This window comes from Paracidovorax anthurii (assembly GCF_003269065.1).
Classification (GTDB): Bacteria; Pseudomonadota; Gammaproteobacteria; order Burkholderiales; family Burkholderiaceae_C; genus Paracidovorax; species Paracidovorax anthurii.
This window is the reverse complement of sequence record NZ_QLTA01000060.1, coordinates 1-25,502: the sequence shown is the minus strand read 5'-3', so window position 1 is coordinate 25,502 and position 25,502 is coordinate 1. Positions and strand designations below refer to the sequence as shown.

Annotated in this window: 30 protein-coding genes; 27 read left to right on the top strand and 3 right to left on the bottom strand. The window is 64.1% G+C overall.

What is annotated here, in order from left to right; genetic code table 11:
* Positions 1 to 24 precede the first annotated feature (24 nt).
* The 23 genes from AX018_RS21320 (at position 25) to AX018_RS25325 (ending at position 20,216) form a co-directional block, all read left to right on the top strand.
* The gene (locus tag AX018_RS21320) at positions 25 to 2,079 is read left to right on the top strand and encodes a flagellar biosynthesis protein FlhA (RefSeq protein WP_245951760.1); all 2,055 of its coding nucleotides are present in this window, start codon (positions 25 to 27) and stop codon (positions 2,077 to 2,079) included.
* Between the two features lie 50 nt (positions 2,080 to 2,129).
* The gene (locus AX018_RS21315) at positions 2,130 to 2,930 is read left to right on the top strand and encodes a flagellar hook-basal body protein (RefSeq protein WP_111881578.1); all 801 of its coding nucleotides are present in this window, start codon (positions 2,130 to 2,132) and stop codon (positions 2,928 to 2,930) included.
* Between the two features lie 64 nt (positions 2,931 to 2,994).
* Complete coding sequence (flgG, locus tag AX018_RS21310; RefSeq protein WP_111881575.1) at positions 2,995 to 3,786, top strand: flagellar basal-body rod protein FlgG; 792 nt, start codon at positions 2,995 to 2,997, stop codon at positions 3,784 to 3,786.
* Complete coding sequence (gene flgA, locus AX018_RS21305) at positions 3,783 to 4,847, top strand: flagellar basal body P-ring formation chaperone FlgA (protein ID WP_111881572.1); 1,065 nt, start codon at positions 3,783 to 3,785, stop codon at positions 4,845 to 4,847. Before flgG ends, flgA begins: the two co-directional genes overlap by 4 nt.
* Positions 4,848 to 4,882: 35 nt before the next feature.
* Positions 4,883 to 5,431, top strand: coding sequence for a flagellar basal body L-ring protein FlgH (locus AX018_RS21300; RefSeq protein ID WP_111881570.1), 549 nt, complete (start codon positions 4,883 to 4,885; stop codon positions 5,429 to 5,431).
* Positions 5,432 to 5,457: 26 nt separating this feature from the next.
* Positions 5,458 to 6,570 (top strand): flagellar basal body P-ring protein FlgI, encoded by a 1,113-nt coding sequence (locus AX018_RS21295; protein WP_245951758.1) that lies wholly within the window; start codon positions 5,458 to 5,460, stop codon positions 6,568 to 6,570.
* 23 nt (positions 6,571 to 6,593) lie between these two features.
* Complete coding sequence (locus AX018_RS21290) at positions 6,594 to 6,986, top strand: flagellar basal body rod protein FlgB (RefSeq protein WP_111881565.1); 393 nt, start codon at positions 6,594 to 6,596, stop codon at positions 6,984 to 6,986.
* Positions 6,987 to 7,005: 19 nt separating this feature from the next.
* Positions 7,006 to 7,422, top strand: coding sequence for a flagellar basal body rod protein FlgC (flgC, locus tag AX018_RS21285; protein WP_111881562.1), 417 nt, complete (start codon positions 7,006 to 7,008; stop codon positions 7,420 to 7,422).
* Entirely contained in the window at positions 7,419 to 7,751 is a 333-nt protein-coding gene (fliE, locus tag AX018_RS21280) for a flagellar hook-basal body complex protein FliE (RefSeq protein ID WP_111881560.1), read from the top strand. Before flgC ends, fliE begins: the two co-directional genes overlap by 4 nt.
* Before the next feature lie 52 nt (positions 7,752 to 7,803).
* The gene (gene fliF, locus AX018_RS21275) at positions 7,804 to 9,342 is read left to right on the top strand and encodes a flagellar basal-body MS-ring/collar protein FliF (RefSeq protein ID WP_170146315.1); all 1,539 of its coding nucleotides are present in this window, start codon (positions 7,804 to 7,806) and stop codon (positions 9,340 to 9,342) included.
* The gene (locus AX018_RS21270) at positions 9,339 to 9,974 is read left to right on the top strand and encodes a hypothetical protein (protein ID WP_111881557.1); all 636 of its coding nucleotides are present in this window, start codon (positions 9,339 to 9,341) and stop codon (positions 9,972 to 9,974) included. Before fliF ends, AX018_RS21270 begins: the two co-directional genes overlap by 4 nt.
* A 143-nt stretch (positions 9,975 to 10,117) precedes the next feature.
* Positions 10,118 to 10,885, top strand: a complete 768-nt coding sequence (locus AX018_RS21265; protein ID WP_170146314.1) for a FliH/SctL family protein — start codon at positions 10,118 to 10,120, stop codon at positions 10,883 to 10,885.
* A gap of 17 nt (positions 10,886 to 10,902) precedes the next feature.
* Positions 10,903 to 12,396 carry a FliI/YscN family ATPase gene (locus AX018_RS21260; RefSeq protein ID WP_111881552.1) on the top strand — a complete coding sequence of 498 codons (1,494 nt, stop codon included), beginning with the start codon at positions 10,903 to 10,905 and terminating at the stop codon, positions 12,394 to 12,396.
* Positions 12,393 to 12,893: a hypothetical protein gene (locus AX018_RS21255; RefSeq protein WP_146749389.1), complete on the top strand. Its 501-nt coding sequence runs from the start codon at positions 12,393 to 12,395 to the stop codon at positions 12,891 to 12,893. Before AX018_RS21260 ends, AX018_RS21255 begins: the two co-directional genes overlap by 4 nt.
* The gene (locus AX018_RS24950; protein WP_146749388.1) at positions 12,890 to 14,041 is read left to right on the top strand and encodes a hypothetical protein; all 1,152 of its coding nucleotides are present in this window, start codon (positions 12,890 to 12,892) and stop codon (positions 14,039 to 14,041) included. The genes AX018_RS21255 and AX018_RS24950 overlap by 4 nt, the downstream gene beginning before the upstream one ends.
* Complete coding sequence (locus AX018_RS21245) at positions 14,038 to 14,436, top strand: flagellar hook assembly protein FlgD (protein ID WP_111881545.1); 399 nt, start codon at positions 14,038 to 14,040, stop codon at positions 14,434 to 14,436. The genes AX018_RS24950 and AX018_RS21245 overlap by 4 nt, the downstream gene beginning before the upstream one ends.
* 25 nt (positions 14,437 to 14,461) lie before the next feature.
* On the top strand, positions 14,462 to 15,637 hold the full coding sequence (locus tag AX018_RS21240) for a flagellar hook protein FlgE (protein ID WP_111881542.1): 1,176 nt from the start codon (positions 14,462 to 14,464) through the stop codon (positions 15,635 to 15,637).
* Positions 15,638 to 15,639: 2 nt separating this feature from the next.
* A complete protein-coding gene (locus tag AX018_RS21235) occupies positions 15,640 to 16,461 on the top strand; it encodes a FliM/FliN family flagellar motor C-terminal domain-containing protein (RefSeq protein ID WP_111881540.1) in 822 nt (273 codons plus the stop codon).
* A gap of 21 nt (positions 16,462 to 16,482) precedes the next feature.
* Complete coding sequence (locus tag AX018_RS21230) at positions 16,483 to 16,881, top strand: FliM/FliN family flagellar motor switch protein (RefSeq protein ID WP_111881537.1); 399 nt, start codon at positions 16,483 to 16,485, stop codon at positions 16,879 to 16,881.
* Between the two features lie 2 nt (positions 16,882 to 16,883).
* Positions 16,884 to 17,288: a flagellar biosynthetic protein FliO gene (locus tag AX018_RS21225; RefSeq protein ID WP_211322499.1), complete on the top strand. Its 405-nt coding sequence runs from the start codon at positions 16,884 to 16,886 to the stop codon at positions 17,286 to 17,288.
* Between the two features lie 56 nt (positions 17,289 to 17,344).
* On the top strand, positions 17,345 to 18,064 hold the full coding sequence (gene fliP, locus AX018_RS21220) for a flagellar type III secretion system pore protein FliP (protein WP_245951756.1): 720 nt from the start codon (positions 17,345 to 17,347) through the stop codon (positions 18,062 to 18,064).
* A 12-nt stretch (positions 18,065 to 18,076) separates the two neighbouring features.
* A complete protein-coding gene (locus AX018_RS21215; protein ID WP_111881529.1) occupies positions 18,077 to 18,910 on the top strand; it encodes a sigma-70 family RNA polymerase sigma factor in 834 nt (277 codons plus the stop codon).
* The gene (locus AX018_RS25325) at positions 18,855 to 20,216 is read left to right on the top strand and encodes a tetratricopeptide repeat protein (protein WP_170146313.1); all 1,362 of its coding nucleotides are present in this window, start codon (positions 18,855 to 18,857) and stop codon (positions 20,214 to 20,216) included. The genes AX018_RS21215 and AX018_RS25325 overlap by 56 nt, the downstream gene beginning before the upstream one ends.
* 15 nt (positions 20,217 to 20,231) lie before the next feature.
* Here AX018_RS25325 and AX018_RS21200 read toward each other — a convergent pair whose 3' ends face one another.
* The gene (locus AX018_RS21200; protein WP_111881521.1) at positions 20,232 to 20,618 is read right to left on the bottom strand and encodes a hypothetical protein; all 387 of its coding nucleotides are present in this window, start codon (positions 20,616 to 20,618) and stop codon (positions 20,232 to 20,234) included.
* 42 nt (positions 20,619 to 20,660) lie between these two features.
* A complete protein-coding gene (locus tag AX018_RS21195) occupies positions 20,661 to 21,251 on the bottom strand; it encodes a tetratricopeptide repeat protein (RefSeq protein WP_111881519.1) in 591 nt (196 codons plus the stop codon).
* A gap of 274 nt (positions 21,252 to 21,525) precedes the next feature.
* On the opposite strand from AX018_RS21195, the gene AX018_RS21190 reads away from it, so the two are divergent.
* A complete protein-coding gene (locus AX018_RS21190; protein WP_111881516.1) occupies positions 21,526 to 22,068 on the top strand; it encodes a VC1465 family Xer recombination activation factor in 543 nt (180 codons plus the stop codon).
* Positions 22,069 to 23,122: 1,054 nt separating this feature from the next.
* Here the strand turns inward: AX018_RS21190 and AX018_RS21180 are convergent.
* Positions 23,123 to 23,650: a beta/gamma crystallin domain-containing protein gene (locus AX018_RS21180; RefSeq protein ID WP_111881514.1), complete on the bottom strand. Its 528-nt coding sequence runs from the start codon at positions 23,648 to 23,650 to the stop codon at positions 23,123 to 23,125.
* Positions 23,651 to 23,996: 346 nt separating this feature from the next.
* Here AX018_RS21180 and AX018_RS21175 point away from each other — a divergent pair, with 346 nt between their 5' ends.
* From AX018_RS21175 to AX018_RS21165, 3 genes are all read left to right on the top strand, one after another.
* Positions 23,997 to 24,212 (top strand): hypothetical protein, encoded by a 216-nt coding sequence (locus AX018_RS21175; RefSeq protein WP_245951754.1) that lies wholly within the window; start codon positions 23,997 to 23,999, stop codon positions 24,210 to 24,212.
* A 218-nt stretch (positions 24,213 to 24,430) separates the two neighbouring features.
* Positions 24,431 to 25,051: a hypothetical protein gene (locus AX018_RS24945; RefSeq protein ID WP_146749387.1), complete on the top strand. Its 621-nt coding sequence runs from the start codon at positions 24,431 to 24,433 to the stop codon at positions 25,049 to 25,051.
* Positions 25,052 to 25,209: 158 nt separating this feature from the next.
* Positions 25,210 to 25,502, top strand: a 293-nt coding sequence (locus AX018_RS21165; RefSeq protein WP_211322498.1) for a transposase, incomplete at its 3' end; no start/stop codon positions are given.

Here is a 25,502-nt window from a genome sequence, read left to right as displayed (position 1 = left end):
TTTGGCAAACACAGCGACATCGCCATGGTGCTGCTGGTGCTGGGGGTTCTCGTGGTGCTGTTCGCGCCCATCCCCAGCCCATTGCTGGATTTTCTGATCCTGACCAACTTCAGCTTCGCGTTTCTGATCCTGCTGCTGACGTTTTACATGGCGAGGCCGGTGGAGTTTTCCACCTTTCCCTCGTTGCTGCTCATCGCCACCCTGTTCCGCTTGTCGCTCAATGTCGCCGCGACCCGGCTCATCCTGTCGGATGGTGATGCCGGCAAGGTGATCGGTGCCGTGGGCGCCTACGTGGTAGGTGGCAACTACGTGATCGGGCTGATCGTTTTCCTGATCCTGATCGTAGTTCAGTACGTCGTGGTGACCAATGGCGCCCAGCGCATCTCCGAGGTTGCCGCGCGTTTTACCCTGGACAGCATGCCGGGACAGCAGATGAGCATCGATGCGGACCTGAACATGGGGTTCATCGATCAGGCAGAAGCGCAGCGCAGGCGCAAGAACATCGAGAAGGAAGCCGGGTTTTACGGCGCGATGGACGGTGCCAGCAAATTCGTCAAGGGAGATGCGATAGCGGGGATCATCATCCTGCTCATCAATATCATCGGTGGCCTGGTCATCGGTGTGATGCAGCACAAGCTGCCCTGGGACCAGGCCCTCAAAACCTATTCGCTGCTCACGATCGGAGACGGAATCGTGACGCAGGTGCCTGCGCTGATCATCGCGGTAGGGACCGGCATCATCGTGACGCGTTCCGCTTCGGACGGAAACCTGAGCCAGGAGGTGCTGCGCCAGATCACTTCCTTTCCCAAGACGCTGTTGCTGGTGGGTGCGGCGCTCACCGGGTTGCTGTTCTTTCCTGGCATTCCCGCATTGCCCACGCTCATTCTGATTGCGGCCGTCGCCACGGTCGCCTGGATGGTGCACCGGAATGCCGGCAATGAGGGCGTGGATACCCCCAAGGTATCCGAAGGAGCCCATGCGGAGGGGGGATCCACCGATGCAGCCAAAAGCGAGGAAGATCCTTACGCGTCCTTGTACGTGGAGCCTATCGAAGTTCACGTAGGCAGCCAATGGGCGGCATTCGTCAACCAGCCTGGCAGCGTTCTGATGGAGCGGATCATCACGTTCCGGAAGCAGCATGCGCAGGACCTGGGCATCGTGCTGCCGAGGGTGCGTTTCAAGGACGCGGTGCGGCTCGGAACCGATCGTTACGAGATCTACCTCGATGGCGTCGTTTGCGGACGTGGCGACGCTCGCGCGGACCGTCTGCTTGCCATTCACCCCGCAGGCAAGATGGATGGCATTGCGGGAGAGCCCACGCGCGATCCCACATACGGCCTGCCCGCGCTCTGGATCGAGGAGCAGCATCGCGCAGCTGCGCTGGCCGCCAAGTACACGCTGGTGGATGCGCCCACGGTCTTCATGACCCATCTGACGGAGGTGTTGCGCCGTGAGTCCGCAACCTTGCTGACGCGAGCGGAGGCCGATCGGCTCTTGAGCCGCGTGCGCCAGCAGCAGCCCAGCCTTGTCGAGGAGTTGATCCCGACGGTGCTCTCGGTCAGCGACGTGCAGCGTGTGCTTCAGAACCTGCTTCGCGAGAAGGTCTCCATACGACACATCGAGGCGATTCTCGAAGCCCTGGCTGACGCGGGCCGGCAGTCCAAGGATGCGCACTATCTCACGGAGATGGTCCGGCTGCGCCTGGGGCATGCCATCTGCCAGGGGCTGGTCGGCGAGGCCAATGCGCTCCACGTCATCACGCTGGACCCGGCCATCGAGAGCCAGTTGCTTCAGAACATCCAGGTCGCGCAGGCCGGCGTCCGGGCCGAGGGGAGCGGAGCCCCTGCAGCGTCTTTCGTCCTTGAGCCCAAATTGGCGGAGCAGATCATGATGAAGCTCATGCAGCAGGCCGAACGCATGATGAAGAGCAACCTGTTGCCGGTGCTGCTGTGCGCACCGGAGCTTCGGCGGCATGTACGCACATTGTCCGAACGAATGATGCCCCATCTCCGGGTTCTTTCAATGGCGGAGGTTCCGCATGCGATCGAGCTCAAGTCCTATGCGGTTGTCAGTCTCTGAGCCACGTCACGGCCCAACCGTTTTTCACACTGTTTTTCGTTTTTGACTCCATGCAAGAAGTACTTGCCCTCGCATTGCAATCGATGCAGCACGACATGCAGCGGCTGGATCGCATCGGCGTGAACCTGGCCAATGCCTTGACGCCGGGCTACCAGCGCGAGGTGGTCGCGGCCCGCCCGTTGGGGCTGGGCAATCCAGCATTCGGATCGCTCGTGGGAAGCCCCGCGACGCCGCAAGCCACCGCTGCCGATGCGCCCTCGCGCACGCTGGCTCCCAGCCTGCTGATCCAGACTGATTTGCGCCCGGGCAGTCTCAAATCCACAGGCCAAAGCCTGGATGTCGCGCTGGCAGGCCCGGGGTTTTTCGAGGTGGTGACGCCTGCAGGCCCCGCATACACCCGGCAAGGAAATTTTCGTGTCGACGGGCAGGGGCGCCTGGTCACCGCCCAGGGATATCCGGTCATGGGCCGGGGCGGCGAAATTTATCTCAACGACGTGCAGCCCCATATCGACGCAATGGGCAATATCTACGCCGCGGATGCTCGCCAGGTGGCTGGCGGGCGGACAGATGCCCAGCCTCTGGCACAGCTGAAGGTCGTTCAATCGGACGAGCCTGCACGTCTTCAGCATGTGGGGGACGGTCTCATGGGTGGAAGCGGGGCTTTCGCGATGCTGCCTGACACGGACATACAGATTCGCCAGGGTTTCCTGGAGAACTCCAATGTGAGTTCAATGCAGGAAATGGTGCAGCTTGTCCAGACGATGCGGCATTTCGAATCCATGCAAAAGGTGGCCTTGGGCTATGACGAAATGACGGGCCAGGCCATCCGCAAATTGGGTGAGCTCTCCTGATCATTCCTTGCCGATGCCCCGGACAACCGCAGATCCACCGTAATTTCCTGACAGAAAACCTTTTATGTTCGATGCTTTGTACATCAGCGCCACAGGGATGCAGGCGCAGCAGTTGAATGTCGAAACCATCGCCAATAACCTGGCGAATGTGAACACGACAGGCTACAAGCGTGCCCGGGTGAGCTTTTCTGATCTGGTGGCCCGGGATCCTGCAAAGATTTCAGGACTGGCGGATGCGGATCCAGGCCTGCTGCAGCCCAGCCTGCGTGTCGGCGCGGGCGTGGGGATCGCCAGCGTGTCGAAGCTGTTCGACATGGGTGAACTCAAGAAGACGGATGTGCCTCTCGACATTACCGTGCAGGGTGATGGTTTCTTCGAGGTGGTGATGCCCGACGGCAGTTCTGCGTACACCCGCGGCGGAACTTGGAAGGTGAACAAGGACGGGCTGTTGGCCACGACCGCAGGCGCGCCTCTCAAGGGCAATATCGTGGTCCCGGATGACGTGCAGGCACTCATCGTGCAGCCTGACGGGCGCGTCCAGGCGCGTGTCACCGGGCAGTCCAGCGTGACGGATCTCGGGAAGATCGAGCTTGTCCGCTTTGCAAGCCCTCAGGGTTTGATTGCACAGGGCGACAACCTCTACCGCAGCAGCAGCGCATCTGGGGAGGCCCTGCTGGCGCGAGCTGGCGAGGAGGGCGCCGGGCAGATCGCGCAAGGCTATCTGGAAGGGTCCAACGTGAAGATGGTGGACGAGATGGTGAATCTGATGCTGGCCCAGCGGACCTATGAGGCCAATGCCAAGATCGTGCAGGCTGCCGACGAGATCCTGGGTCTGGTGAACGGGCTGCGCCGATGAATGCCTGTTCAACGGTCGGGTCGCCGTTTGGCGTGAAGCTGGGTGCCAGCATGGCCTTGGCATGCGGCTTGGCGGGCACGGCCATGGCGGTTCCCACGGTGGATACGCAGGGCGGCCCCTGGCTGCGCATTGAGATGCGTCCTCAGGTTCAGGTGCGGCAGACACTGGTGCGTCTCGGAGATGTCGCCCTGCTCACCAGTCCGGATCTGGCCTTGTTGAAACGCGCGATGTCCATCCCGCTGGGGCAGGCACCGCGTGCAGGGGAGACGGTGCAACTGGAGAGTGAGCGTCTCGGCTACTGGCTGCGGACCCGGACCGGGTTGCAGCAAGACCAGATTCAGTGGGAGGGTGCGACGGCGACCACTGTGGGCACCGCAACCCGGGAATTGCCCGGTGAAGAAGTCCTGGCACCTGCCCGGGCGGCTTTGCTGGCGCGTATCAAGGATGCCGCCCGTCAGAGAGGGCTGCTCCAGCCGCGTATCGAACTCGAGGCGGTTTCTGTCCCCGGCAACATGCAGGTGCCTGTTGGCGAGATCGTGCTGCGTGTGCGCCCAGGGACCCCGCAGGCGTTGAACAGGCACATGCTCATCTGGGTGGACGTCTTTGTGGCGGAGCAGCATGTGCGCGCTGTCCCCGTGCGTTTCGACGTGGGGCTTTTCGCGCTGGCGCCGGTTGCAACCCGTGAGTTGGCGATCGGCAGTGCCATCGAGTCCGACGGCATCGCCCTTCGGGAGGTGGATGTGGCGGGGTTGCCGGAGACTGCATCGCTCGTGGCATGGGCCGGCGATCAGACCGTCGAAGCAAAAGCGCCATCCCTCGTGCGTCGCCATACCCCGGCAGGTTCGGTGATCACGGAAGACCGGTTGCAGAGGGCCCCTACGGTGGCCCGGGGCGATTGGGTCAGCCTGGTCACGCGCAACGGCCTGCTCTCGCTGGAAAGCCGGGCGGAAGTGCTGCAGGATGGGCAGGTGGGGCAAGTGGTTCGCGCCCGGCCGGTGAACGGTACGGGTGTCCTGCTGGCGCGCGTGGTGGGGCCTGGACAGTTGGAGTCGCAGCCGTGAAGTCTTCCCATTCAGCGTGGGCCGCAGCCATCTGCATGACCTTGCTTGTACAGGCAGGCATGCCGCGTGCGGAGAGCCTCTACAATGAGCAGACGTTCAGGCCGCTGACGGCCGATAACCGGGCTTTCCGGGTAGGGGATGTGCTGACGGTGCAGGTGTTCGAGAACTCCAGCGCGACGACCAGCGCCGACACGGGGACACGCCGGCGCAATGGACTCTCCGCCGAGCTGGGGCATCGCAGTGGCGCGGTGGCCCAGACCGGTATCGGGGTCAATGGTGATTTCGACGGAGGAGGGCGGACGCAGCGCACCAATCGCGTACTGGCGACGCTCACGGTGTCCGTGAGAGAGATCTTGCCCAATGGGGATCTTCGGGTTGCCGGAGAGCAGTCGCTCACCGTGAATCAGGAGCCGCAGAAGGTAACGCTGGAAGGCCGTGTGCGTCCGCTGGACATCTCGGATGGCAATGTCGTCCTGTCCACCCGACTGGCGGATGCCCGGATCAGTTATGTCGGCGAAGGGGATATCGCCGAGCGCAGCCGCCGTCCCTGGTGGCGTGGCCTGCTGGATGCCATGGGGCTCTGAGAATGGTGCGAATCCTCAACACGTGGATGGGCATCCTGATGGTTGCCGCATGGACCCTGACGATGGGTGCGCCAGGGTCGGCGATGGCTGAAAGCGTTCGGGTCAAGGACCTGGGGAAGCTGCAGGGTTGGCGTGAGAACGCGTTGGTGGGGACGGGAATCGTCACCGGCCTTGCGGGCACCGGGGACTCGCCTTCCAACCGAAGTACGCGCCAAGCGTTGTCCAACGCGATGTCGCAGTTCAATCTCAACATCGGGCCTGAGCAGATTCAGAGCCGCAATGTGGCCGTCGTAATGGTGAGTGCCGCGCTGTCGCCGTTTTCGCGCGAGGGCGACACGCTTGACGTGACCGTGACGTCGGCAGGTGATGCCCGCAGCCTCGTGGGCGGGAGTCTTGTGCTGACCCCGCTCAAGGCCGCCAACGGCCGTGTCTACGCGCTGGCGCAAGGGCCCCTCTCGGTGGGGGGCTACCGCTATGACGCCAACGGCAACGTGGTGCAGAAGAACCATCCCACGGTGGGCTCCATCCCCGGTGGCGCAACCGTGGAAGTGGGGGTGACGGCGCAGGTAGTGTCCGAGAACAACCAGATGACCTTCGTTCTGCACGATCCCGATTACACGACGGCGAACCGCGTGGCCGAAGCCATCAACCGGAAGTTCGGTATCGGACTGGCGCAGGCGCGCGATGCGTCGGGCATCGAATTGACCGTGCCGGAGGGGCAGAGACGCCAATTCGTGGCCTTCGTCGCGGCCCTGGAGTCCATCACCGTGGAGCCGGATCGCAGGGCGAAAGTGGTGATCAACGAGCGCACGGGCACGGTGGTTTCAGGGGGGGATGTGCGTATTTCCAAGGTGGCGATCTCCCACGGCGATCTGAAGCTTTCCATCCGCAGCGAGACCACCGCCTCGCAGCCCACGTTCATCGGCGAGGCTGGCGATGGCGTGCGCACTGCACTGGTTACCAATACCCGTATCGACGTGGACGAGAGGAACGGGCCGGGGTTCGTCACGGGAGGCACCACGGTCGCGGATCTGGTGCAGTCGCTGGCCCGCCTGAAGACCAATACGCGGGACATCATTTCCATCCTGCGTGCCGTCAAGGCCGCGGGCGCGCTGCACGCAGAACTCGTCATTCAATAGTCCGCATAGAAGAGATTTTCCCCATGACCGAAGGAATCGAAGCGATCACCCAGGCAAGCTTGGCCCTCGCGCTCGACGCTGCGTCGTTGCGCCATCAGGCCATTGCCCACAATATCGCCAATGCCGGAACGGAAGGCTTCGTTCCGATGAAGCTGAGTTTTTCCGCTCAGATGGATGAGGCGCGCCGACAGCTGGCGCAAGGCCATCGCCTGTCGGAAAGCCAGATCACGGCGCTCTCCCAGGAGGGGTTCCGCCTGGAGCCGGCACTGACGTCGGCTGGGGTGCCGCTGGGCGTGCAACTGGACTCCGAAGTGGCCCAGATGGCGCAGAACGCAGTGCACTACCAGGCGCTCCTCAAGGGGCTTTCCCGGCACATGGCCATTCTTTCCTCCGCCGTTTCCGACGGCAAGCGTTGAATTCAGGAGCGCATATTCCATGGACTACTCACGAGCTTTCGCCATCAGTGCCAGCGGCATGACTCTGGAGCGCACCCGTGTCGAAGTGGCATCGTTGAACCTTGCCAACGCAAATACCGTGGCGGGCCCGGATGGCAAGCTGTACCAGCCGCTGCGGGTGGTTGCTCGGACTTCTTTCGGCGATGCCGTGGCGCAAGGCCTGGAGGCGCGCCATTCCGTGTCGCTTGAGCCTGTGCAGCAGGGCCCGCGCATGGTGTACGAGCCTGGCCATCCCATGGCCAATGCACGTGGCTTTGTCGCCTATGCGGGCGTCGATACGGCAACCGAGATGGTGACTTTGATGGGGGCCATGCGGTCCTATGAAGCCAACGTCGCCGCGATGAACACCTCGCGCAACATGGCGCTCAAGGCGCTGGAGATCGGGGGCAATGCATGAGTGCCGAAGCCTTGCCCAGCGTGGCGTCTTACGCTTCCGCGCCTATTGCCGAGCCTCAGCTCCTCCCGTTGGAGAAAGCCGCGCCAGCGGCCTCGGGCGGGGTGCAGGGAGCTGGCTTCTCCGATCTGGTCACCCAGGGGTTGCGGAACGTCAATGACCAGTTGCTGACGAGCCAGACGGACTTGCAGCAACTGGCGACCGGCAACGTGCAGAACCTGCACCAGGTCATGATCCGGCTGGAGGAAAGCCGGCTCTCGTTCCAGTTGATGATGCAGGTTCGAAGCCGGTTGCTGGAAGCCTACCAGGACGTCATGAGGATGCAGGTGTAGCCATGTCCGTATCGCCAACTCATGACACCCTAGGCCTCGGGGGCACTGCACCATGATTGCATTCTGGGAGGGCCTGGGCCGCTCCGCACGCACCGGATTGATCGCCGGCCTTATCGCCATCGTCCTCATGACGGTGGCGCTCGCCTGGTGGCTGCTGCGGGCCGACTATCAGGTTCTTTTCGCTGATCTGAAGCCGCAGGACGCCGCAGCCATGACCGCCGAGCTGGAGAAGCTGAAGATTCCCTATCAGTTCGATGAGTCGCACGGCGCCATCCTCGTGGACAAGTCCCAGGTGCATGCCACCCGGCTCAAGCTGATGCGCCAGGACATGCCTCTGCAGGGGGCCGTGGGTTTCGAGCTCTTCAACAACACGGACTTCGGCATGACCGAGTTCGCGCAGAAGATCAACTACCAGCGTGCATTGCAGGGTGAATTGACTCGCACGATCCTGTCCCTCTCGGAGATCCGTGATGTGCGCGTCCACCTCGCGTTGCCGGAGCAAGGGTTGTTCAAGCAGGCCCAGGCTCGACCAAAGGCCGCCATCACATTGACGCTGAGGGAAGGGCAGTCGCTGCGCCCCGAGCAGGTGAGCGGTATCCAGCGGCTGGTCGCGGCGGCGACGCCCAACATGACGGCGCAGGACGTGACCGTGGTCGACAAACAGGGCGTGGCGCTGAGCCGTCCCGCTGAAGAGGCGGGCGACACGGCATCCAGCAGTGCTGCAGGTTCAGGACGGCTTGAGCTAAAGAAGGAAACGGAGGCCCAGCTGGTCCGAAAGGCCACTGCGGTGCTGGACCGGGCTTTCGGCCCGGGACAGGCCCTGGCAAGCGTGGATGTCACGCTCAACATGGACCAGGTGCGCATCACCACGGAAGACGTGATCCCCGGGCCTTCGCGCGCGGCGGACAGCAGGGGTGTGATCGTCAAGGAGCGCGAGTCCGTCCGCGATGGGGGCCAGGCGCCTCTGGATGCAGCCCGCTCGGCGGGCGGAGGGGTGAGTACCCAGCGCGAGGTGGATTACCAGGTCGGTCGCCGCGTGGAGCAAATCGTGAGCCAGGCGGGGGCGATCCGCAGGATCCAGGTCGTTGCAGTGATCCGGCAACCGCTCGATGCCGCGCAGGAAGACAAGCTGCGCCGCGTCCTGGCGGCCGCGGTGGGCACGAATGCGGACCGCGGAGATGTCGTGGTGGTGCAGTCCCTCCAGGCCCTGGCGCCCGACGCGTCCTCAGCGGCGACCGGTGGCATGGCCGCAGCCGGCCAGGCGGTGGATATTCTCCCGGCGCGATCCGGTGAAACGGGCGGCGCGGCATTCCATCCGGCCGGGGCCGGCAAAACGGACCTGTCCGGCATCCTTGTGCAGCTGCTGGGCGCGGTGGTCGTCATTCTGGTGCTGGGCGCCTGGGCTTTTCATGCCACAGCCCGGCGGAAAGACCGTGCGGGACTCCGACCGGCGGCAGCGCTGAACGATGCAGACCGGGAAGCCGCATTGCGGAAAGTGCGTGAATGGATGCACGGCGGAGTCGGGCAGCCTTCGCGATCGCAGCCGGCCGATGGTGGGGCGGGCTCGGGGACTGATGGGGCGCGGCCATGATGTTCTCCGATCTCGCGGCGGATTCCGTAGCGATGGAGCCCCGGAAGGCTGCCTTGCTGCTGCATGCAATGACTCCTGCAGATCGATCCTGGGTGCTGGACCGAATGCCGCAGCACCAGCAGCACGAGTTGCGCGCGTTGTTGGCCGAACTCCATGAGTTGGGGATATCACCGGACCCTGATGCCGTGCGGGAGGTGCTTTCGGCTACGACCGTGCCGGAACGCGATGCTGCCCCGGGGAGCTGGATGGATCCGGACTTTCTGATGGCCATCGATGCAGGCGACGTGGAGGCCCTGGCGCTGGCCTGGCGGAGCCAACCGGTCCGGATGGTCGCCCATGCATTGCGCCTTCGCCCATGGCCCTGGCGGCATGCACTCCTGGAGCAGCTCCCGCATCTGCAGCGCCGCCGTGTCGGGGATGCGCTGGAGTCCATGTCCGAAACAATGCCCTGTGCGGACATGGATAACGCGTTGGCCCTGGCTTTGATGGGCTGCATGCGCCGGTGCTGCGAATCGGCCCGCAGCGGCCGTCAGGGACGCGCGCAAGTCGAGACGGGGACGGTGGGGGCCATGCAGCGGTGGTCTCGGTGGGCTGGTCTCCCGGCGCGCCTGTGGCGCAAGGTGGCCTTATGAACCGGGAGGCGCTGATCCTTCGGGATGCGTCCTGGCATACCCAGATACTGACGGTCGGGAAGCCCCGCGGGGGGACGCCGGCTCTGGGTGAAGCCGTCCAGGAGAAGGCCTCAGGCAATGTTCCGGCAGGCACGGATAGCCCCGTGGAAGCTGCTCCGGCAAATCAGCCTGCGGTATCCGGGTCGCCGCGAGCGGCTTCTCCCGACGAGCCCTCGCAGGGGGGCGGTGAATACGAAGCCCTGTGGTTCGAGAAGGGACGGGGCGTCGGATACGACGAGGGCTTTCAGGCTGCCATGCGTGTTGCCAGCGAAGAAACCGAGAAGAGGGCGCACGCGATAGCCCAGGAGCAGGTCAAGCAGTCGCTCGCACGCATGCAGCGCACGCAAGAGGAGCAGCAGAGCAAGGTCCAGGACATGCAACAGCAGGCTGCCCAGCAACGCGAGGTGTTGCAACGCCTGCTCAAACAGTTGCCTGAAGCCTGGGAGCGTCATTTCCAGAGCGCAGAAGATGACATGCTGGCCCTGATTTTCGAAACCGTGTGCCGGATTCTGGGCGATCACGCCGCCACTCTGGAAGGGATGAGGGCCATCCTGCAGCGTACGCTTCAGAACTGGCATGGATCCCATCCGCTGAGCGTGCACGTGCACCCCGAAGACCTGGTGCAGATGCAGGCCGATGTGGCGGTCGCGCAGATGCTCTCCGCCGCCGGTTTCCAGGCCGATCGCCAATCGTTGCGGTGGGTCGCGGACCCGGATGTCGTGCTGGGGGGGTGTCTGCTGCGCGCCGGAGAAGGAGCGCTTGACGCCCGCCTCGATGTCCAGCTGGAAGCGCTGAAGAGCAGTCTGGTGCAGACGCGGGAGGCGCGCAGGCAGGCGCAACGGCGACCGACTTCGGGGGAGGCCGGTTCGTGAACGTCTTGCCATGGGACATGTCCGGCATCCTGGACGACTACCGCAGCACGCTCCGCCAGGTGGAGCTCTCGCGGCGCATCGGATGGGTGCGGCAGATGCAGGGACTGACGATCGAGGCGCAGGGGCCGGATGCCACGGTGGGCGAGTTGTGCCGCATCCTGCCTCGCGGCCGTGGGCGTGGCAGGGCCTCGGCACCCCCTGGAGACAAGGCCCGCGGCGTGCTGGCCGAAGTCGTGGGCTTGCGTGGCGATGCGGTCACGCTCATGCCCTACGGCAGCATGCATGGCGTGGCAGCAGGAGCCGAGGTGATCGCGCTGGGGCGCCAATCGACTTTCGGGGTCGGGCCTGCTTTGCTGGGGCGGGTGATCGATGGTTTCGGGCACGCCTTGGACCAGCGCCCCGATCCCGTGGCACCCGTGCAGCGGCCTTTGCATGCCATCCCGATCAACCCCATGCAGCGTCCGCGCATCCAGCACGTGCTGCAGACGGGGGTGCGCTGCCTCGACGGGCTGCTGACCATGGGGCAGGGGCAGCGGGTCGGCATCTTCGCCGGTAGTGGCGTGGGTAAAAGCACGCTGCTGGGCATGATCGCGCGGCATGTCAGCGCCGATGTCAATGTCATCGCGCTGATTGGCGAACGGGGGCGGGAGGTTCGCGAATTCATCGACAAACAACTGGGCGCCGAAGGCCTGAAGCGGTCCGTGGTGGTGGTCGCGACATCCGATCAACCGGCCCTGGCGCGCATCCGTGCGGCGCATGCGGCGGTCACGATCGCGGAGTATTTTCGCGATGCGGGCCAGCAGGTGCTGCTCACCATGGATTCCGTCACCCGGCTCGCGATGGCGCGCCGCGAGGTCGGATTGGCGGCGGGCGAGCCGCCCACTGCGCGCGGCTACACGCCATCCGTCTTTGCGGAGCTGCCGCAGCTTTGCGAGCGGTGCGGGACCGCGCCTTCCGGAGGTTCCATCACGGCGCTGCTGACCGTCCTGGTGGAAGGCGACGACATGAATGAACCCATCGCGGACAGCTTGCGTTCCATCCTGGATGGCCACGTGGTGTTGTCGCGGCATATTGCGCATGAAGGGCAATACCCGGCCATCGACGTGCTGCGCAGCGCCAGCCGTCTGCTGCCCGATCTGACCAACCGGGATGAGCAGGAGCTGATCTCCGATGCCATCCGGTATCTCGCACTGTTGGATCGCAACCGGCAACTGGTGGACATCGGAGCCTATGAAAAAGGCACGAACCCCGATCTCGACCGGGCCCTGCAGCTGGCGCCCGGCTTGCGGCAGTGGCTGCTGCAGCGGGACGGCGGCGTGGCACGCGCCGATGCCATGCGCGATCTGCGGGCGCTGCTGTGGCCAGATCGCCCAGCGCCTGTGCCTGTGCCTGTGCCTGTGCCTGTGCCTGTGCCTGCGCCCGCAGCGGCCAAGGCGGCGCTCGCCCCTTCCACCAAGTTCAGTTTCTCGATGGGCGGGGCCGTGGCGCTCCCCGGGAAAGGCCTGAAATGACCCGGACGTCTGCACAGGGCGCATTGGTGGACATGCGTGGCTTCTCTTATGCGCTGGCCCCTTATCTGCGCAAGCAGGAGTGGCAGATGGAGCGCCTGGAAGGGCTGCTCGTGAAGCTGCAGCATGCGATTGCCATGGCGCAGGAGGAGCGGCGCTCTGCGGATGCCGCATTCCAGGCACAAGCGGCGCATCTGCAGCGCAACGTGCATGCGCGCCCCGATCCTCGCGCGCATTTGCAGGGGTTGGCCTATCTGGCCGATATGCGCCGCCAGATGGACGTGCAGGATCGGGAAATCGAGGCGTTGTGCGATCAGCGGGTCCAGCTGCAAGGAGAGTGCCTGGCGCAACAGCGGGCCATCGATGGCTTGCTGGAGCATCGCTCGGATGCCATGCAGCACTATGTGCAGGAAGCCCTGCGGCTCGCCGCCGCGGAGGCGGACCGCGACTGGATCGGGCGGGTGTGCATGCGTTCGGTTCGCTCAGGGAGTGCGCCATGACGATGCTCGATGCGTCGCGACTCGGCAACTTTTCCATGCCAGCGCGTCCACAGAATTCCCGCGAGACCGCTGGAGGCCCATCTGCGGACGGTGGTGGCTCGGGCGAGCCTGCGCGCGCGCGCCAGGCCTGGCTCAGGGAGATGGAGCGCGCCCAGTTGACGGGCTGGTTCCAGCCTTTCTCGGCGGGTGCAGCCTCCGATCTGGTGCCGCCCCTGCACGGACAAGGCACGGTGTCGGCGGATCTCCGGCGATGGCCTGGAGCCGATGCTTCTGCCCATGAGCGATTTGCCGGCGCACCATCCTCGGTGTCCACCCGGCTCGCGCTGCGCTCGGAGAGCATTGCCCGGCCGGAGCCGCGGCCCAGCCCTTTCATGGAGGTGGACCGGGTTGGCAGGGCGTCTCCGATGCCTTCCGACCCTGTCGAAGCTCCGCACCAGAGCGAGAGCCCCATGGGTTCCGGAGGCGTGGAGCAGGGCCCGGCGCCCACGGTACCTATCCACGCTGTGGCCAGCTTGTCGGACGGTCGATATCCAAACAGCATCGCATCGGAGGGGGGACAGCATCCATCCGTGCCCATCGCGATGCCTGCCGAGGCAGGGCGGTCCGCTGCAGCCGTTTCTTGGCATGTGCCGGCGTCTCAGGCTGCATGGCTGCCGACGCTGGATCTGGCGCTGAAGCCCGGAACGCCCATAGAGTCGCCCGAGGTATCGGGGGCTGAGGCCTCGTTCATGCGGGCCTCATCGCCAGCGCAGGCGCACGATGAATCCGCGGATCCGGTGTCGCGCACTGCAGCCGGTCGCATTGCCGGTGGATTGCGAGACTCCTCCACGGGTGTGGAAACCGGCACGCGCGTGCATGCCCAGTGGATGGATGCGGGGCTGAACCTTTGGCTGGGGATGGATGGAACCGCCCAGCAGGTAGGGCTTCAGGCATATGCCGTCGTCCAGTCCTTGCAGCGCACCTTGCGCGAGCAAGGGCAGAGGCTGAGCCGGGTGGTCTGCAACGGCAGGGTGGTTTTCGATGCGGCGCAGCCATCGTCCACCGCATTGCGGGGTGGCAACCCGTTCGAGGATGTTCTCGCCCGGCAGGCGGCCGGCCAGAGATTTCCCCATCTTTTTTCTCTTTCCTCCCGATCGGAGATTTCATGAGCATCAGTGGCATCAGCAGCACGACGACCAATTTGCGAGCCAACGGGCTGGGTCAGGAGGATTTCATGAAAATCCTCCTGACCCAGCTGACCTACCAGGATCCGATGAAGCCGATGGACAACCAGCAGTTCATGGCCCAGATGGCGCAGTTCACGAGCCTGGAGCAAACCCAGCAGCTCAACGACAAGATCACCACTCTGATCGGCAACCAGGCCGCGTTGCAGTCGGTCGGCCTTATCGGCCGCACGGTGGACGTCAACTCCACCAGCGGCGCGTTGACGGGAACAGTCATCTCGCTGTCGCTGGCGGGCGACTCCCCCCTCATCACTTTGCGAACCAGCGCTGGCGCCACCCTGCAGAACATTGGCCTGAGCCAGATCACCGCCGTGCGCTGAAGCCGGCGCGCCCACAGGAATACCCATGATCGAGTCCATCTACGTCGGCATGACCGGCCTGTCCAGTTTTTCCCGCGGCCTGCGGGTCATCGCCAACAACACGACCAACCTCAATACCCCGGGCTTCAAAAGTTCTTCCCTGCGCTTTGCCGATGCGTTCTATGACGGCGGCAGCTATTCCGGCCGCCAGTTCGGCCAACTGGGCTATGGGGTCAGCACCACGGGCACGATGATGTCCTTCAAGTCCGGGGAACTGCGCCAGACGGGAAACGGGCTGGATCTGGCCATCGACGGGCAGGGGCTTTTCACGCTCAAAGGCGAGGGCGACCGCATCCGCTACACCCGTGCGGGCCAGTTCCAGTTCAACAGCGATGGTGTCCTGGTGAGCCAGGGCAACGGTGCGAAGGTGATGGGCATCGGGGCGGACGGAGCGCTCTCGGAGATCAGCATCGCCAATCTCAAGACCAGCGCGGGCAAAGCCACTGCGGTCGTCAAATTCACGGGTAACCTCTCCAGCGGTGGAACGGAGCAGTCGGTGAGCGGCGTGCGGGTGTTCGATGCGGCGGGCGGCGAGCATCTGCTGACGGCCAAGTTGACCAACACCAATTCCACCACTCCGGGCAGCTGGCAGGTCGAATTGCTGGACGGCACCACGACGGTCGGGACGCAGCAGTTGATCTTCCAGGACGGCAAGCCCACCGCCGCGACGGCAAAGCTTTCCTTCACCTACACCCCGGCGGGGCAGGCCGCGGTCCCGCTCACGCTGGATTTCAGCGCGGATGTCACATCCTTTGCGTCTGGAAGCCTGTCCACGCTGGCATTCGCATCGCAGGATGGCTTCGCGGCCGCCGAATTGAGCAGTGCGTCCTTCGACTCCACCGGAACGCTGGTCCTCACCTACGCGAACGGGCAGACCGTGAAAGGCTCGCGCCTGTCCTTGGGGCGCTTCGATACCACGGATGCCGTGGGCGCCGTGGGCAACAACGAGTTCGAGGTGCTGGACGGAAACGCCTGGCACACCGGGGTGGCCGGAGGCTCCTTCGGGTCGGTGCGCTCCGGATACGTGGAAATCTCGAACGTCGACCTGTCCCAGGAGTTCAGCGATCTCGTGATCATGCAGCGGGGCTATCAGGCCAGCTCCCAGGTCATTTCCACTGCCAACGAGATGCTGCAGGAGCTTTTCTCGATGAAGAGCCGATAGCCATGGTGTCGCAGATGAATGGCCGGGGCGGGGAGGGCGGATTGCTGTCCCTGGAGGACTCCCACCTTCAGGCCCGCGCTTTGCGTGTCTGGAGCGGTGCAGAGCGTGCTGGGGTGCGGGATGCACTCCAGGCGCTCTACGATGGCTGGCGCGCGGACTGGGGGCTTTCTCTGGCCGGAGACCCGGAAATCCGCGTGGCGGACGACGGTGTGGTGGATGGTGCACTGGATGAGCCTGCCGCGCGGCAGGCGCTTTATTCATGGATGTTCGGCGAGCCGGGAGGCCGGGTCCATGCGGGAGAGGGCGGCGACATGGCCGAGCAACTCTGCATGCAGGCCTGGGAGTCCTGGCAGCAGCGCCTGCTCCGCGTGGCGCAATCGCTCTCCAATGATTCCGTGCCAGGCGAAAGTGCTCCTGCACCGTGGTCCGGGGCCTTGCGCGTCGTGTTTCCCTGGGGCGCGCAGGCTTGGGGCTGGCATCTCGATGCGAAGGCCGTTGCCGCTGTCCTGTCCCTTCATGGCCTCCCCCGGCATTCGGATGTCACCCCCCCTGCGGGGGACTGGCCGCCCTTGGTGCCATTGGCCGGTGCGCTGGATCGCCACGGCCTTGCGGTGAGGGTCGAGCTGCAGCCTGTTGCCTTGAGCCTCGGGCAACTGCAGATGCTGGCGATCGGTGATGTGATCACGCTGGAGCACCGCCTGGATGAGCCTGCGCTGCTACACCTCGGCGGGCCGCCGGATGGTGAAACCGGCGTGCCGGTCTGCGCCAGTTGGCTCGGCCAGTGCCGTGGGCAGGTGGCGATCGAGCTTCTCCCTCTTTCCTGAAAATTTTTCTGAATTCTTCTTATGCCTTCTCGCGACGTGAATCCGGAAGCCCGGGATGCGGCTTCCCCGGCGGCAACGCCACCCCAGATCCAGCGCATCGAACTGGCGGAGCTTCCCCCCCCAGGGGCATCGCAGCACGGCGCAGGTACTCCCTTGGTGCCCAGCCTGAATCCTTTGCACCGGGTGAAGACCACGCTGCAGGTCCATGTCGGCACGGCCACGCTGACGGTGGGCGAACTGCTTTCAGCCCAGGCCCAGCAGGTGCTGGTTCTTGACCGGGGTGTGGAGCAACCGGTCGATCTGGTGCTGGAGGGGCAGGTGGTCGCTCGTGGGCAGCTCGTTGCCGTGGGTGACCGTTTTGCCGTGCGTTTGACGGAACTGCCGACCCCCCTGGGCCTGATGCCCCGGGCTGCGCCATGACCATGGCCTTGCCTGAATCCATTCCACTGCGGCGCGAGCCCGAAGGCTCCGCGCCCGTGCCGGCCGAGGAGTTGGCATGGATGGGGGTTTTCGCACTGCTGCTCGTGCTGCTGGCCGTGGTGTGGCGCAAGCACCGCGCCGGTAGGGTTGCATCGCCCCGCAAGGCGATGTCCGGCCCCCTGGGGCAATGGATCGGCCGCATGCAGCGGCATTCGGGGCAACGCGTCACGCTGGTATGCAGCACCCGTTTGACGCCCCAGCACAGCGTTCACGAAATCCACTGGCACGGACGGCGCATGCTGATCGGCTGCGCTCCGCAGTCGATCCAGCTCTTGTCGGAGATGCCGCCGGAGGGCCAGCCCGACCCAGATGCGCAGCCCGCGGGCGATGAAGGTGGCATGCGATGACCCGAACCATCCCGCAGCACTCGCCCCAGGCCGCACGGGCCCGGTGGAGACGCCCGGTGGCCGCCCTGGCCATTCTCGCCGGGCTGCTGGGGTTGACTGGCATGGCCTGGGCGCAGGGTATCGGCAAAGTCCCCATGCCGTCTGGCGCAGAAACCTCGCAGGCCTTGCGCATCGTGATCGGCCTCACGGTACTGGCGGTACTGCCCGCAGTGCTGGTCTGCATCACGAGCTTCCTGCGCATCATCATCGTGCTTTCGATGCTGCGCCACGCCATTGGAATGAATGAGACGCCACCGAACACCGTGTTGATCGGGCTGGCCCTGTTCCTGACGCTCTTCACGATGTCCCCGGTGTTCGAGCAGGTCAATCGCGAGGCCTTCCAGCCATTCATGGCAGGCAAGATGGGTATGGAAGAGGGCGTTGCCAAGGGCCTGGCGCCGATGCGCGAGTTCATGGTTCGCCAGACGCGCGAGCAGGACCTGGCCCTCATGGTGGAACTCTCCAAGGCCAAGCCACCCAGTTCCATGGACGACATCAGCAATGTCCAGCTGATTCCCGCCTTCATGCTGTCGGAGCTGCGCGCGGCGTTCCAGATCGGCTTCGTGGTCTTCCTGCCATTCCTGCTCATCGACCTCATCGTCTCCAGTGTACTGATGACACTGGGCATGATGATGATGCCGCCCACGACCATCGCCTTGCCCGTCAAGATACTGATGTTCATCCTGATCGACGGGTGGAGCCTGCTGCTCAAGGCCCTGGTGGGCAGTTTCCACTGATCTCCGTGTCCGATGACTGCGATCGCTGGCGCCGTGGCGCCTTCCCTCACGGAGGCTTCCGGATGCATTGAATCCGAGGCCATGCTCTGGCGGCGCTGGCGCGAGGCCGGGGACAGGGCCGCCCGCGATGCGCTGGTCGAGCACTTTCTGCCCTATGCGCGGATCCTGGCGGCGGTGAGCTTCAAGGGGCGCTTCCACGGTGAGGTCGAGTTTGCCGACTATTTCCAGCTGGCGAGCCTGGGGTTGCTGGACGCCGTAGAGCGCTACGACCCCGGCCAGGGCGTGCAGTTCAAGACCTATGCGAGCCACAGGATACGTGGGGCCATTCTCAACGGGCTCGAAAAACTCACCGAGAAGAGTCAGCAGATTGCACTGCAAAAACGGCTGCGCAAGGAGCGACGGGAGGCGATAGCGGCGGAGGCGGCCCAGGCCATGGGTCAGGAGGGACCGCCCGAGAGCCTGTCGGCCCGGCTCCCGTCCCAGGACTTGCTGGCGTATCTGGCGGAAGTCGGTATCGGTATCGCCCTGTCGGTCATGCTGGAGGACACGGGCATGATCGGATGCGAGGTGCCCGAAGAGGCACCGCTCGAAGCGTCTCCCGAAGTGCTGTACTTCCAGAAGCGCGAGGATCGCTACTGGCGCAAGCTGCTGCGTGAGCTCACGGACCGGCTTCCTGCGCAGGAGCGGCATGTCATCCGGTGCCACTACCTGCAGAGTATTGCGTTCGAAGAGATCGCCCGCATGCTGGGTGTCTCGCGCAGCCGTATTTCACAATTGCACCGAAGCGCCCTTGCGAGCCTGCGCCGCGGCATGGGCCACGGCCCTTCCTGCGAGGTCGCGTGGTAGCCGCCGCCGGACCAAGCGACGTCAGGCAAGGTGCAGACCGCAGCGATGGCTGCAGCACAGTTTCATTTCCGTTGAACCGTCCATGACTTCTTTTTCCACCGTTTCCGATACATCCATCGATACCTCCGCCATCCGGGCACGACTGGACCGGCTGGAGACTTATCTGCGCGACGACTCCGGCAATGAAGGGCTTCTGGCGGAAGCATTCACCGCCGCATTGCAGTGCGCGGCCTGGGATCGTGCGGAATTCCATCTGCGGCATGGGCAGTCCCTGCGCCCCGGTGCATGGGACTGGGCGCTGCGCGAGGCGGATTTCTGGCTGGCGCAGTCGGACTTTCCGCGTGCCGAGCAGGTGTTGCACGGGTTGCAGGGGCTGCCCGGTCAACCGCCCGCATTCGCCGACGCGGTACTGCACAACCTGGCATTCATCGACTTCCAGCAAGGCCGCCATGCGGCGTGTGCCGAACGCCTCGCGCCCCGCATGGAGGCGCAGGCGCAAGGGCACGTGGAGGCCGGATCGTCCGCGCTGGATGTCCTGTGGCTGCGCGCGCTGCACCGTGCCGGCGACATGGTGCGGGCCACGCAATGGGCCCAGGCCATGGACCGGCGGGCCGGGCTGTCGGCCCGGGCGGCGGGGGTTGCGAGCCTGGCGGCGCTGGACGCGGAGCAGATCGGCGACGCCACGCGTTGGTCGGCCATGGCGCTGGATGCCGCGCCCGGGGTTGTCCCGACCCTTGAAGCCCTCGTGACCCAGGCGTCGCTGGCGCTGGCCGCTGCCGATGCTCGCAAGGCCAGGGAGCTGTCCGCTGCGGCGCTGCGCCTGAATCCCGCCGATGGCCGTGCCCGGTCGGCCCTTGCATTCGCCGAACTCCTGGCCAAGGATGCGTCGGCCGCACTGGATCACTTCCGCCAGGCGCTGAAAGCGATGCCAGGGCATATCGGCACCTGGCACGGCCAGGCTTGGACGCAGGTGGTCTTGAAGGACCTGGATGGAGCCCGGGACAGCTTCGAGTCGGCTTTGGCGCTGGACCGCAATTTCGCGGAAAGCCATGGCGGCCTGGCCGTCGTCGCTGCCTTGGTACGGGATGAGGGCGCGGCACGCGCGCATGCCGAGCGGGCGTTGAGGCTGGACGCCGGCAATCTGTCGGGGCGTTTCGCGCAGGCCATTCTCGACGGTGAGACATCCAGCGCAGAGGCTTTCGAGCTCCTGGCGAAACGCCTCATGGCCGGTATGGAGTCGGCCAATGGAGAAAGCCTCTTCGAGAGCGTTTCAAGGGCAAGCCGGCCCCGCAGCCGGGGCCAATGACGCGATGCGGGGCGTTCAGTTCTGGCGGGGCTGGGTCAGCAGGACATCCGCTGCGGCATCGCATGCCTGGCTCAGCGAGGGATCTTCCTGCATCTGCTCCATGACGCGGTCGACCAGATCGCCGAAACCCGGGTCATCCTGGAGCTGAGGGCCAAATGTCTCGGACAGGGTCGTTTCCAGGAATATCCTGAAGGCCCTGCGGCGGCGGTCTGGGTCATCGGCCCCGATCCCGCTCAGCCGCGCCAGCATCTGCTCCCGCGATTTCGCGGTGGCCGGCTTTTCGCGCGCTGGAGCCATGGTTGGCGGGCGTGGAGGGGGGGGCGCGGCCTGCGCGCGGCCCATGGTTTCCATCTGGGTCTTGATCAGGGCCCCCAGCCGGGCAGTGGGGTCAATGCGTGTCATCGGGCGGCATGTTCATCGCTGGCCATCGATTGCAGGGGCGGGTCAATGGGTCGGGCCCTGTTGCTGGTAGTTGGACAGCAGCACGTGGGCGGATTCCATCTCCGCAGCCTCGGCTCCGGAACCATCGGAGGGGGGCGGTGTGCCAGGGGACGGGGCGGACAACGCATCGATTCGCGCAAGGACCAGGCGGATGTCCGCGGACATGGGCGGGTGCTCCGAGTTGCGTGCGAACCCTGCCTCGAAGCAGGCGCGTGCCTGCTCGAAGGCATCCGACGCCAGCGCCGCGAAGCCGCGGACCCAATGGGGCAGCGGGCTGTCGTCCCCCAGGGCGAGGAGCGGCTGCCAGGTGATCAGGGCAACCGAGGCGCGGCCCGCGGAGAATTGCAGCAGGCCCAACTGATAGCGTGCGATGGTCCAGCCGGGGGCCAGCACCAGCGCGTTGGCAAAGCTCTGTTCCGCAAGGTCCAGCTGGCCTGCGGCGGCATACTCCGCGCCCAGCAGCATGTGCGGAACACCGGAGGCGGGTTCTTCCTGAATGGCCTGGTGCAGCAGCGCGACGGCCTGGTCGCTGGCGCCCTGGGCACTGGCCGCAAGGGCCTGCTCCAGAGTCGGCGAGATCGGGGTGGTGGGCATGGGAAGGTGCCTCGGAGGTCGAGGCTTGGCGGTGGAGGAACAATGAACGCGGGGCGTTCGGCGCCACCTGCGTGGTGCGATGGCTGCGCTTTTCGAATATATCCAGCGCAACCTTCGGATGTTGAGTTTCGTCCCGTGTATTTCCTGGTGGCCGAGTCGGGATTTGCAGGATTGTGATTTGACATAATATACATCGTATCTACTTAAGGAGCGTGGCCGGCACCGGCGTTTCGACCCGGACACCCGCGCCCAGCTTGCCCAGCGCTTCCGCGCCATGTACCGCAACCTGGGCCTGGATCTGGCCGGCTGCGCGCAGCTTCTTCACGTCACCGAGCGGACTTTGCATAACTGGCAGTCCGGCAAGCACGACATCCCGTACGCCGCCTACCGGCTGCTGCGACTGCTCAACCGCATGGAGCTGCCCGGCGACTCATGGGCCGGCTGGTGCTTCCATGGCGGCAAGCTGTGGACGCCCGAAGGCCGCTCGTTCGTGGGAACCGATGGCTCCTGGTGGTCGTTGCTTGTCCGCCGCGCGGCCATGTTCGACAAGCTCCACCGGCTGCGCCACTGGGGGCCGGATGCGGAGCGCAGGGACGCGTGCCGGGACGCGGGAGCGGCACGAGCAGCGGCCGTGAGCGAAGCGTCCTGCCTCCCGGCCTTGGCCGGGGGGCGGCGCGAAGCGCCGGCCCTAGATTTATCAATGGCACATATCTCGACCGCACGGGCGAATCCCGCATTGTTCTATGGGTCTGTTGCTATCAAATTTGAATCGGCAAACGTGCCCCAGTGGCACCGGGCCGTTGGGGGAAAGTCATGAATCGGGCTCAGCGGCGCGGCAATCTTGTACGGGTACGGGGCACCGCCCCTAACCAGTTGGGCATACAGCGCCGGGACCAAGTGCGCTCCGGTGTGGAGTTCGATGCTGGCTTGCGGGCGGATCGTTCTGAGAAGCAAGAGCGGGATGCTGCAGGCAGGTTCGCAAAGGCAACCGCGCTAGTGCTGGTGGCGTCTGTGGTGGTCGAAACACGCCAGCAGCGCCGCAATGCGGCCCGTCAAGCTGCAAAACGGGGTGGGGCATGAGCGCCCTGCTCCTGCACGTGTCAGCGGCCTCTGTGGCCGTTCTCGTGGCTCTGTGGGGCAATCTGGCCCTGCCTGAGCCGTTCGCGCCCTTCGGTGCATTAGATCGAGCGGAACACGGGTTGCAGCCCCTGCCCCGCTCTGACCAAAACCCAGTTGTTCAGACCCTCGGGAACCTCTCACAACCCCAGGTGGGACACCAATCTGAATACGAACAGTCAGATTCCAGCCCTTTTGAATCCAGGATGTGCTCCCCGACGGTCTGCGCCCCGTGCATCGGGGTTTCGCCGCCCCGGTGGCTCAGGCTTTCGTCGTTTGCGAGCGCACCTGTGCCCGGGCTTGAAGAACGCATCCCCGCTTGCCTGCTATGCGCTGGTTGCGCTTGTCCTGGCACTCGCTCAAGGGCTTGCCCGGGTGCGCACGGCGCTGCATCGAGTCCACGAATCCCAGTACTTTCCGCATCTGGCGCCTCTGTCGGCTCGGGTATGCCCTGTCCGTATGCACCGCTCGCCCGGTGTTGTGCATGTCCATTACCTCATCGAAGTGATGCCCATCGTGTTCGCTGGCTGTAGTCCAGGCTATGCAGGGCCGCACGGATCAGGCGGCTGGTGTCGGCCGTCACCACGCCAGCCTGAGCGAAAGGGAGATAGCCGACTTCATCCATGATGAAGTCGAGCCTACGCCTAACCTAACTGTTGGGGAACGGGGATTTGTGGAACAAAGTCCCGTTCCCAGGAAAAACGGCATCCAAGTCCGCGATCCACCCCAGATCGCCGCGGTTCCCGACTAGATTTTTACTTCCGGCTGCTCTGCAGGATATCGGCAGCCGCCTTTGGTGAGGATGCGTACACGTAGCACCCACCATTGGACTTGTTGCCGCCACCTTTAATGCAGCCATCCCAAGCTACGCACTGATCGACGGTTTTGACATCTTTTGCAAAGCCGCCGTTCTTTGTCCACTTCGACCAGTCTTTACTGTCCTGGTAATAGCAGCCGTGGTTGGGGCTGGAGACGATCTCGATATTGCTGACGCCGAAACCATCCGCAACTTTCGCCAGATCTGCAGTGAGTGTCACAACTTTTCCGCGAGTTTTGTCGTGCTCAAACAATTTTACAGTCCAGCCGTTCGGCACCTTGACCGACCTTATGTTGTCGTTCCACTTTGTACCCTTCCCGCCGGAACTCCAGTTGTTCTCCGAAATCTGCAGGCTTTCGCCCTTGAAATTCGGCTGGGTATACACAGTTACGCTCTGTGCCGAGGCGGTACTCACCGCTGCACACAAGGAAAGCCCCACCAATATTGCTCGCATCCCATACAGCATTGTATTTCCTCTCCTATTTGTTGGTTGCCTACTCTAACGTTTTTTCGGCACCACTGGGGAACCTCTCGAAACCCAGCCGCTCTCTTTCTGATATTTAAGGATTCTTCAGAAGAATAAAGACGCGCTTAAACGCCTTAAGCAGCGGCTGCAATCAGAATTCGCCTGCCTTCGCATCAGGACGCGGTCCCGGCCAAACCGGTCACCGCCCCTGTGTCGGCGGCACACCTACGGCCGGAAGCAGAGAAGTTGCATGGCTCCGGCTTTCTTCATTAGCAACTGACTTTAGAGAGGAAAACCATGGCATCCTGTTCCCCCTTCCCAGGATCTGTTCGTCAAGATCGCCACCATGATCCATGACCACGGCGGAACCATTACCGGCGGCCCCAGCGGCGGCGCCTTCTCCGTGGATACGCCGCTCGGCTCGGTGGCGGGCACATTCATGGTTAGCGGCCAGAGCTGCACGATCACGAAGCGGCCCTTCATCTTGCCGTGCAAGGTGATCGAGAACTTCATCCGGAACAACCTGCCCACGGTCGCCCAAGCGCAGTTCGCCGATCTCTGACGCAACGGCGGCCTGTGGCCGCTGAAAAGCCGCTCCGGCATCGCCGGGGCGGCTTTTCTTTTTCCCTGGGGTACGCAGGCCGCCCGCCTTTTCGACCATCGCCGCGTTGGATGAGCGAATCCACCAGCCGGGCCATCTCGGCGAAGTCGATGTGCCGCGCGATGGCCTGAAGTCAACCTCTGGCGCTTTCAAAAGATTCTCGTGAAATTCGCCAGGTAATGAAATTTTTCGCAATCCAGCAGGCCATTCATGAACCGCCCAAGCTTCAATTTGAATACGAGGCCACATTGCGTAGCTTCAAACTCATTGCATTGAAATCCATGGTTCGAATTCAATCCACGTCCAGTTCATCCTTTTCTTCGGGGACCACAGACGTGCCCTTGAAGAATGAATTACCCCATCGGACCTCTCAGCGTCTGTCGTCCACTGCAGATCTATCCACCCGGAAGATAGCGCCCAACACAGCCAACACATCGCCCCGCACGGCAAACTTGCCGGCATTGGTTCGCGGCAATGGAGGCCAGCCTTATATTCACCCAGGGATAAGGTCGATGTTGCGCGCACCCTTCTCGCAGGAGAATAATGACCGTTCTCTCGGCTTCAAGACTAGGCCCATCTGCGTAGGCCTGAGCCTGAACTGGCTTAAGCAGCGTGCAGAATATGAGTCAACCGGTAGCGGACCATCCAACGCTATAGAGCGGATGGAGTATCTGCAATCCTTTGCAGGCACGGTGACTGCACGGGTATCCCAGAACTTCTACCTCATGGAGCACAAGGAAGGAATTGAACCCTACCGAGAACGATTCCTTGCTTCTCAAGCCTCTGCATCCGGCTCCTGAGATGGCGCCTACGCGGGCAATCATATCTTCCGCAAATGCGATTGGGATGAATCTGAAGCCGATGTTCACCGACAAAGATGGGCAAGAACTGCCTCTCATGAGCATTCAGAGTGGCTTTGTTGCACAAATCACCCCGGCCACACCGGTAGACTGAAGGCGTGACGGAAGCAAAGAGCGAGAGGCGGACCAAGTACCGCACGACGAACTGGAAAGCCTACAACGCAGCGCTGAAGGCGCGAGGATCGTTGACGATGTGGCTGGATGAAGGCATGCAGTGGCTTGGCAAGCCGAACGGCAAGCGCGGGCGCAGCCCGACGTTCTCGGACGCAGCCATCCAGTTTTGCTTGAGCATCAAGTGCCTGTTCGGCCAGCCCCTGCGGCAGGCGCTGGGCATGGTGGACAGCCTGCTGCGGCTGGCCAAGCTGGACTGGCCGGTGCCGGACTTCAGCAC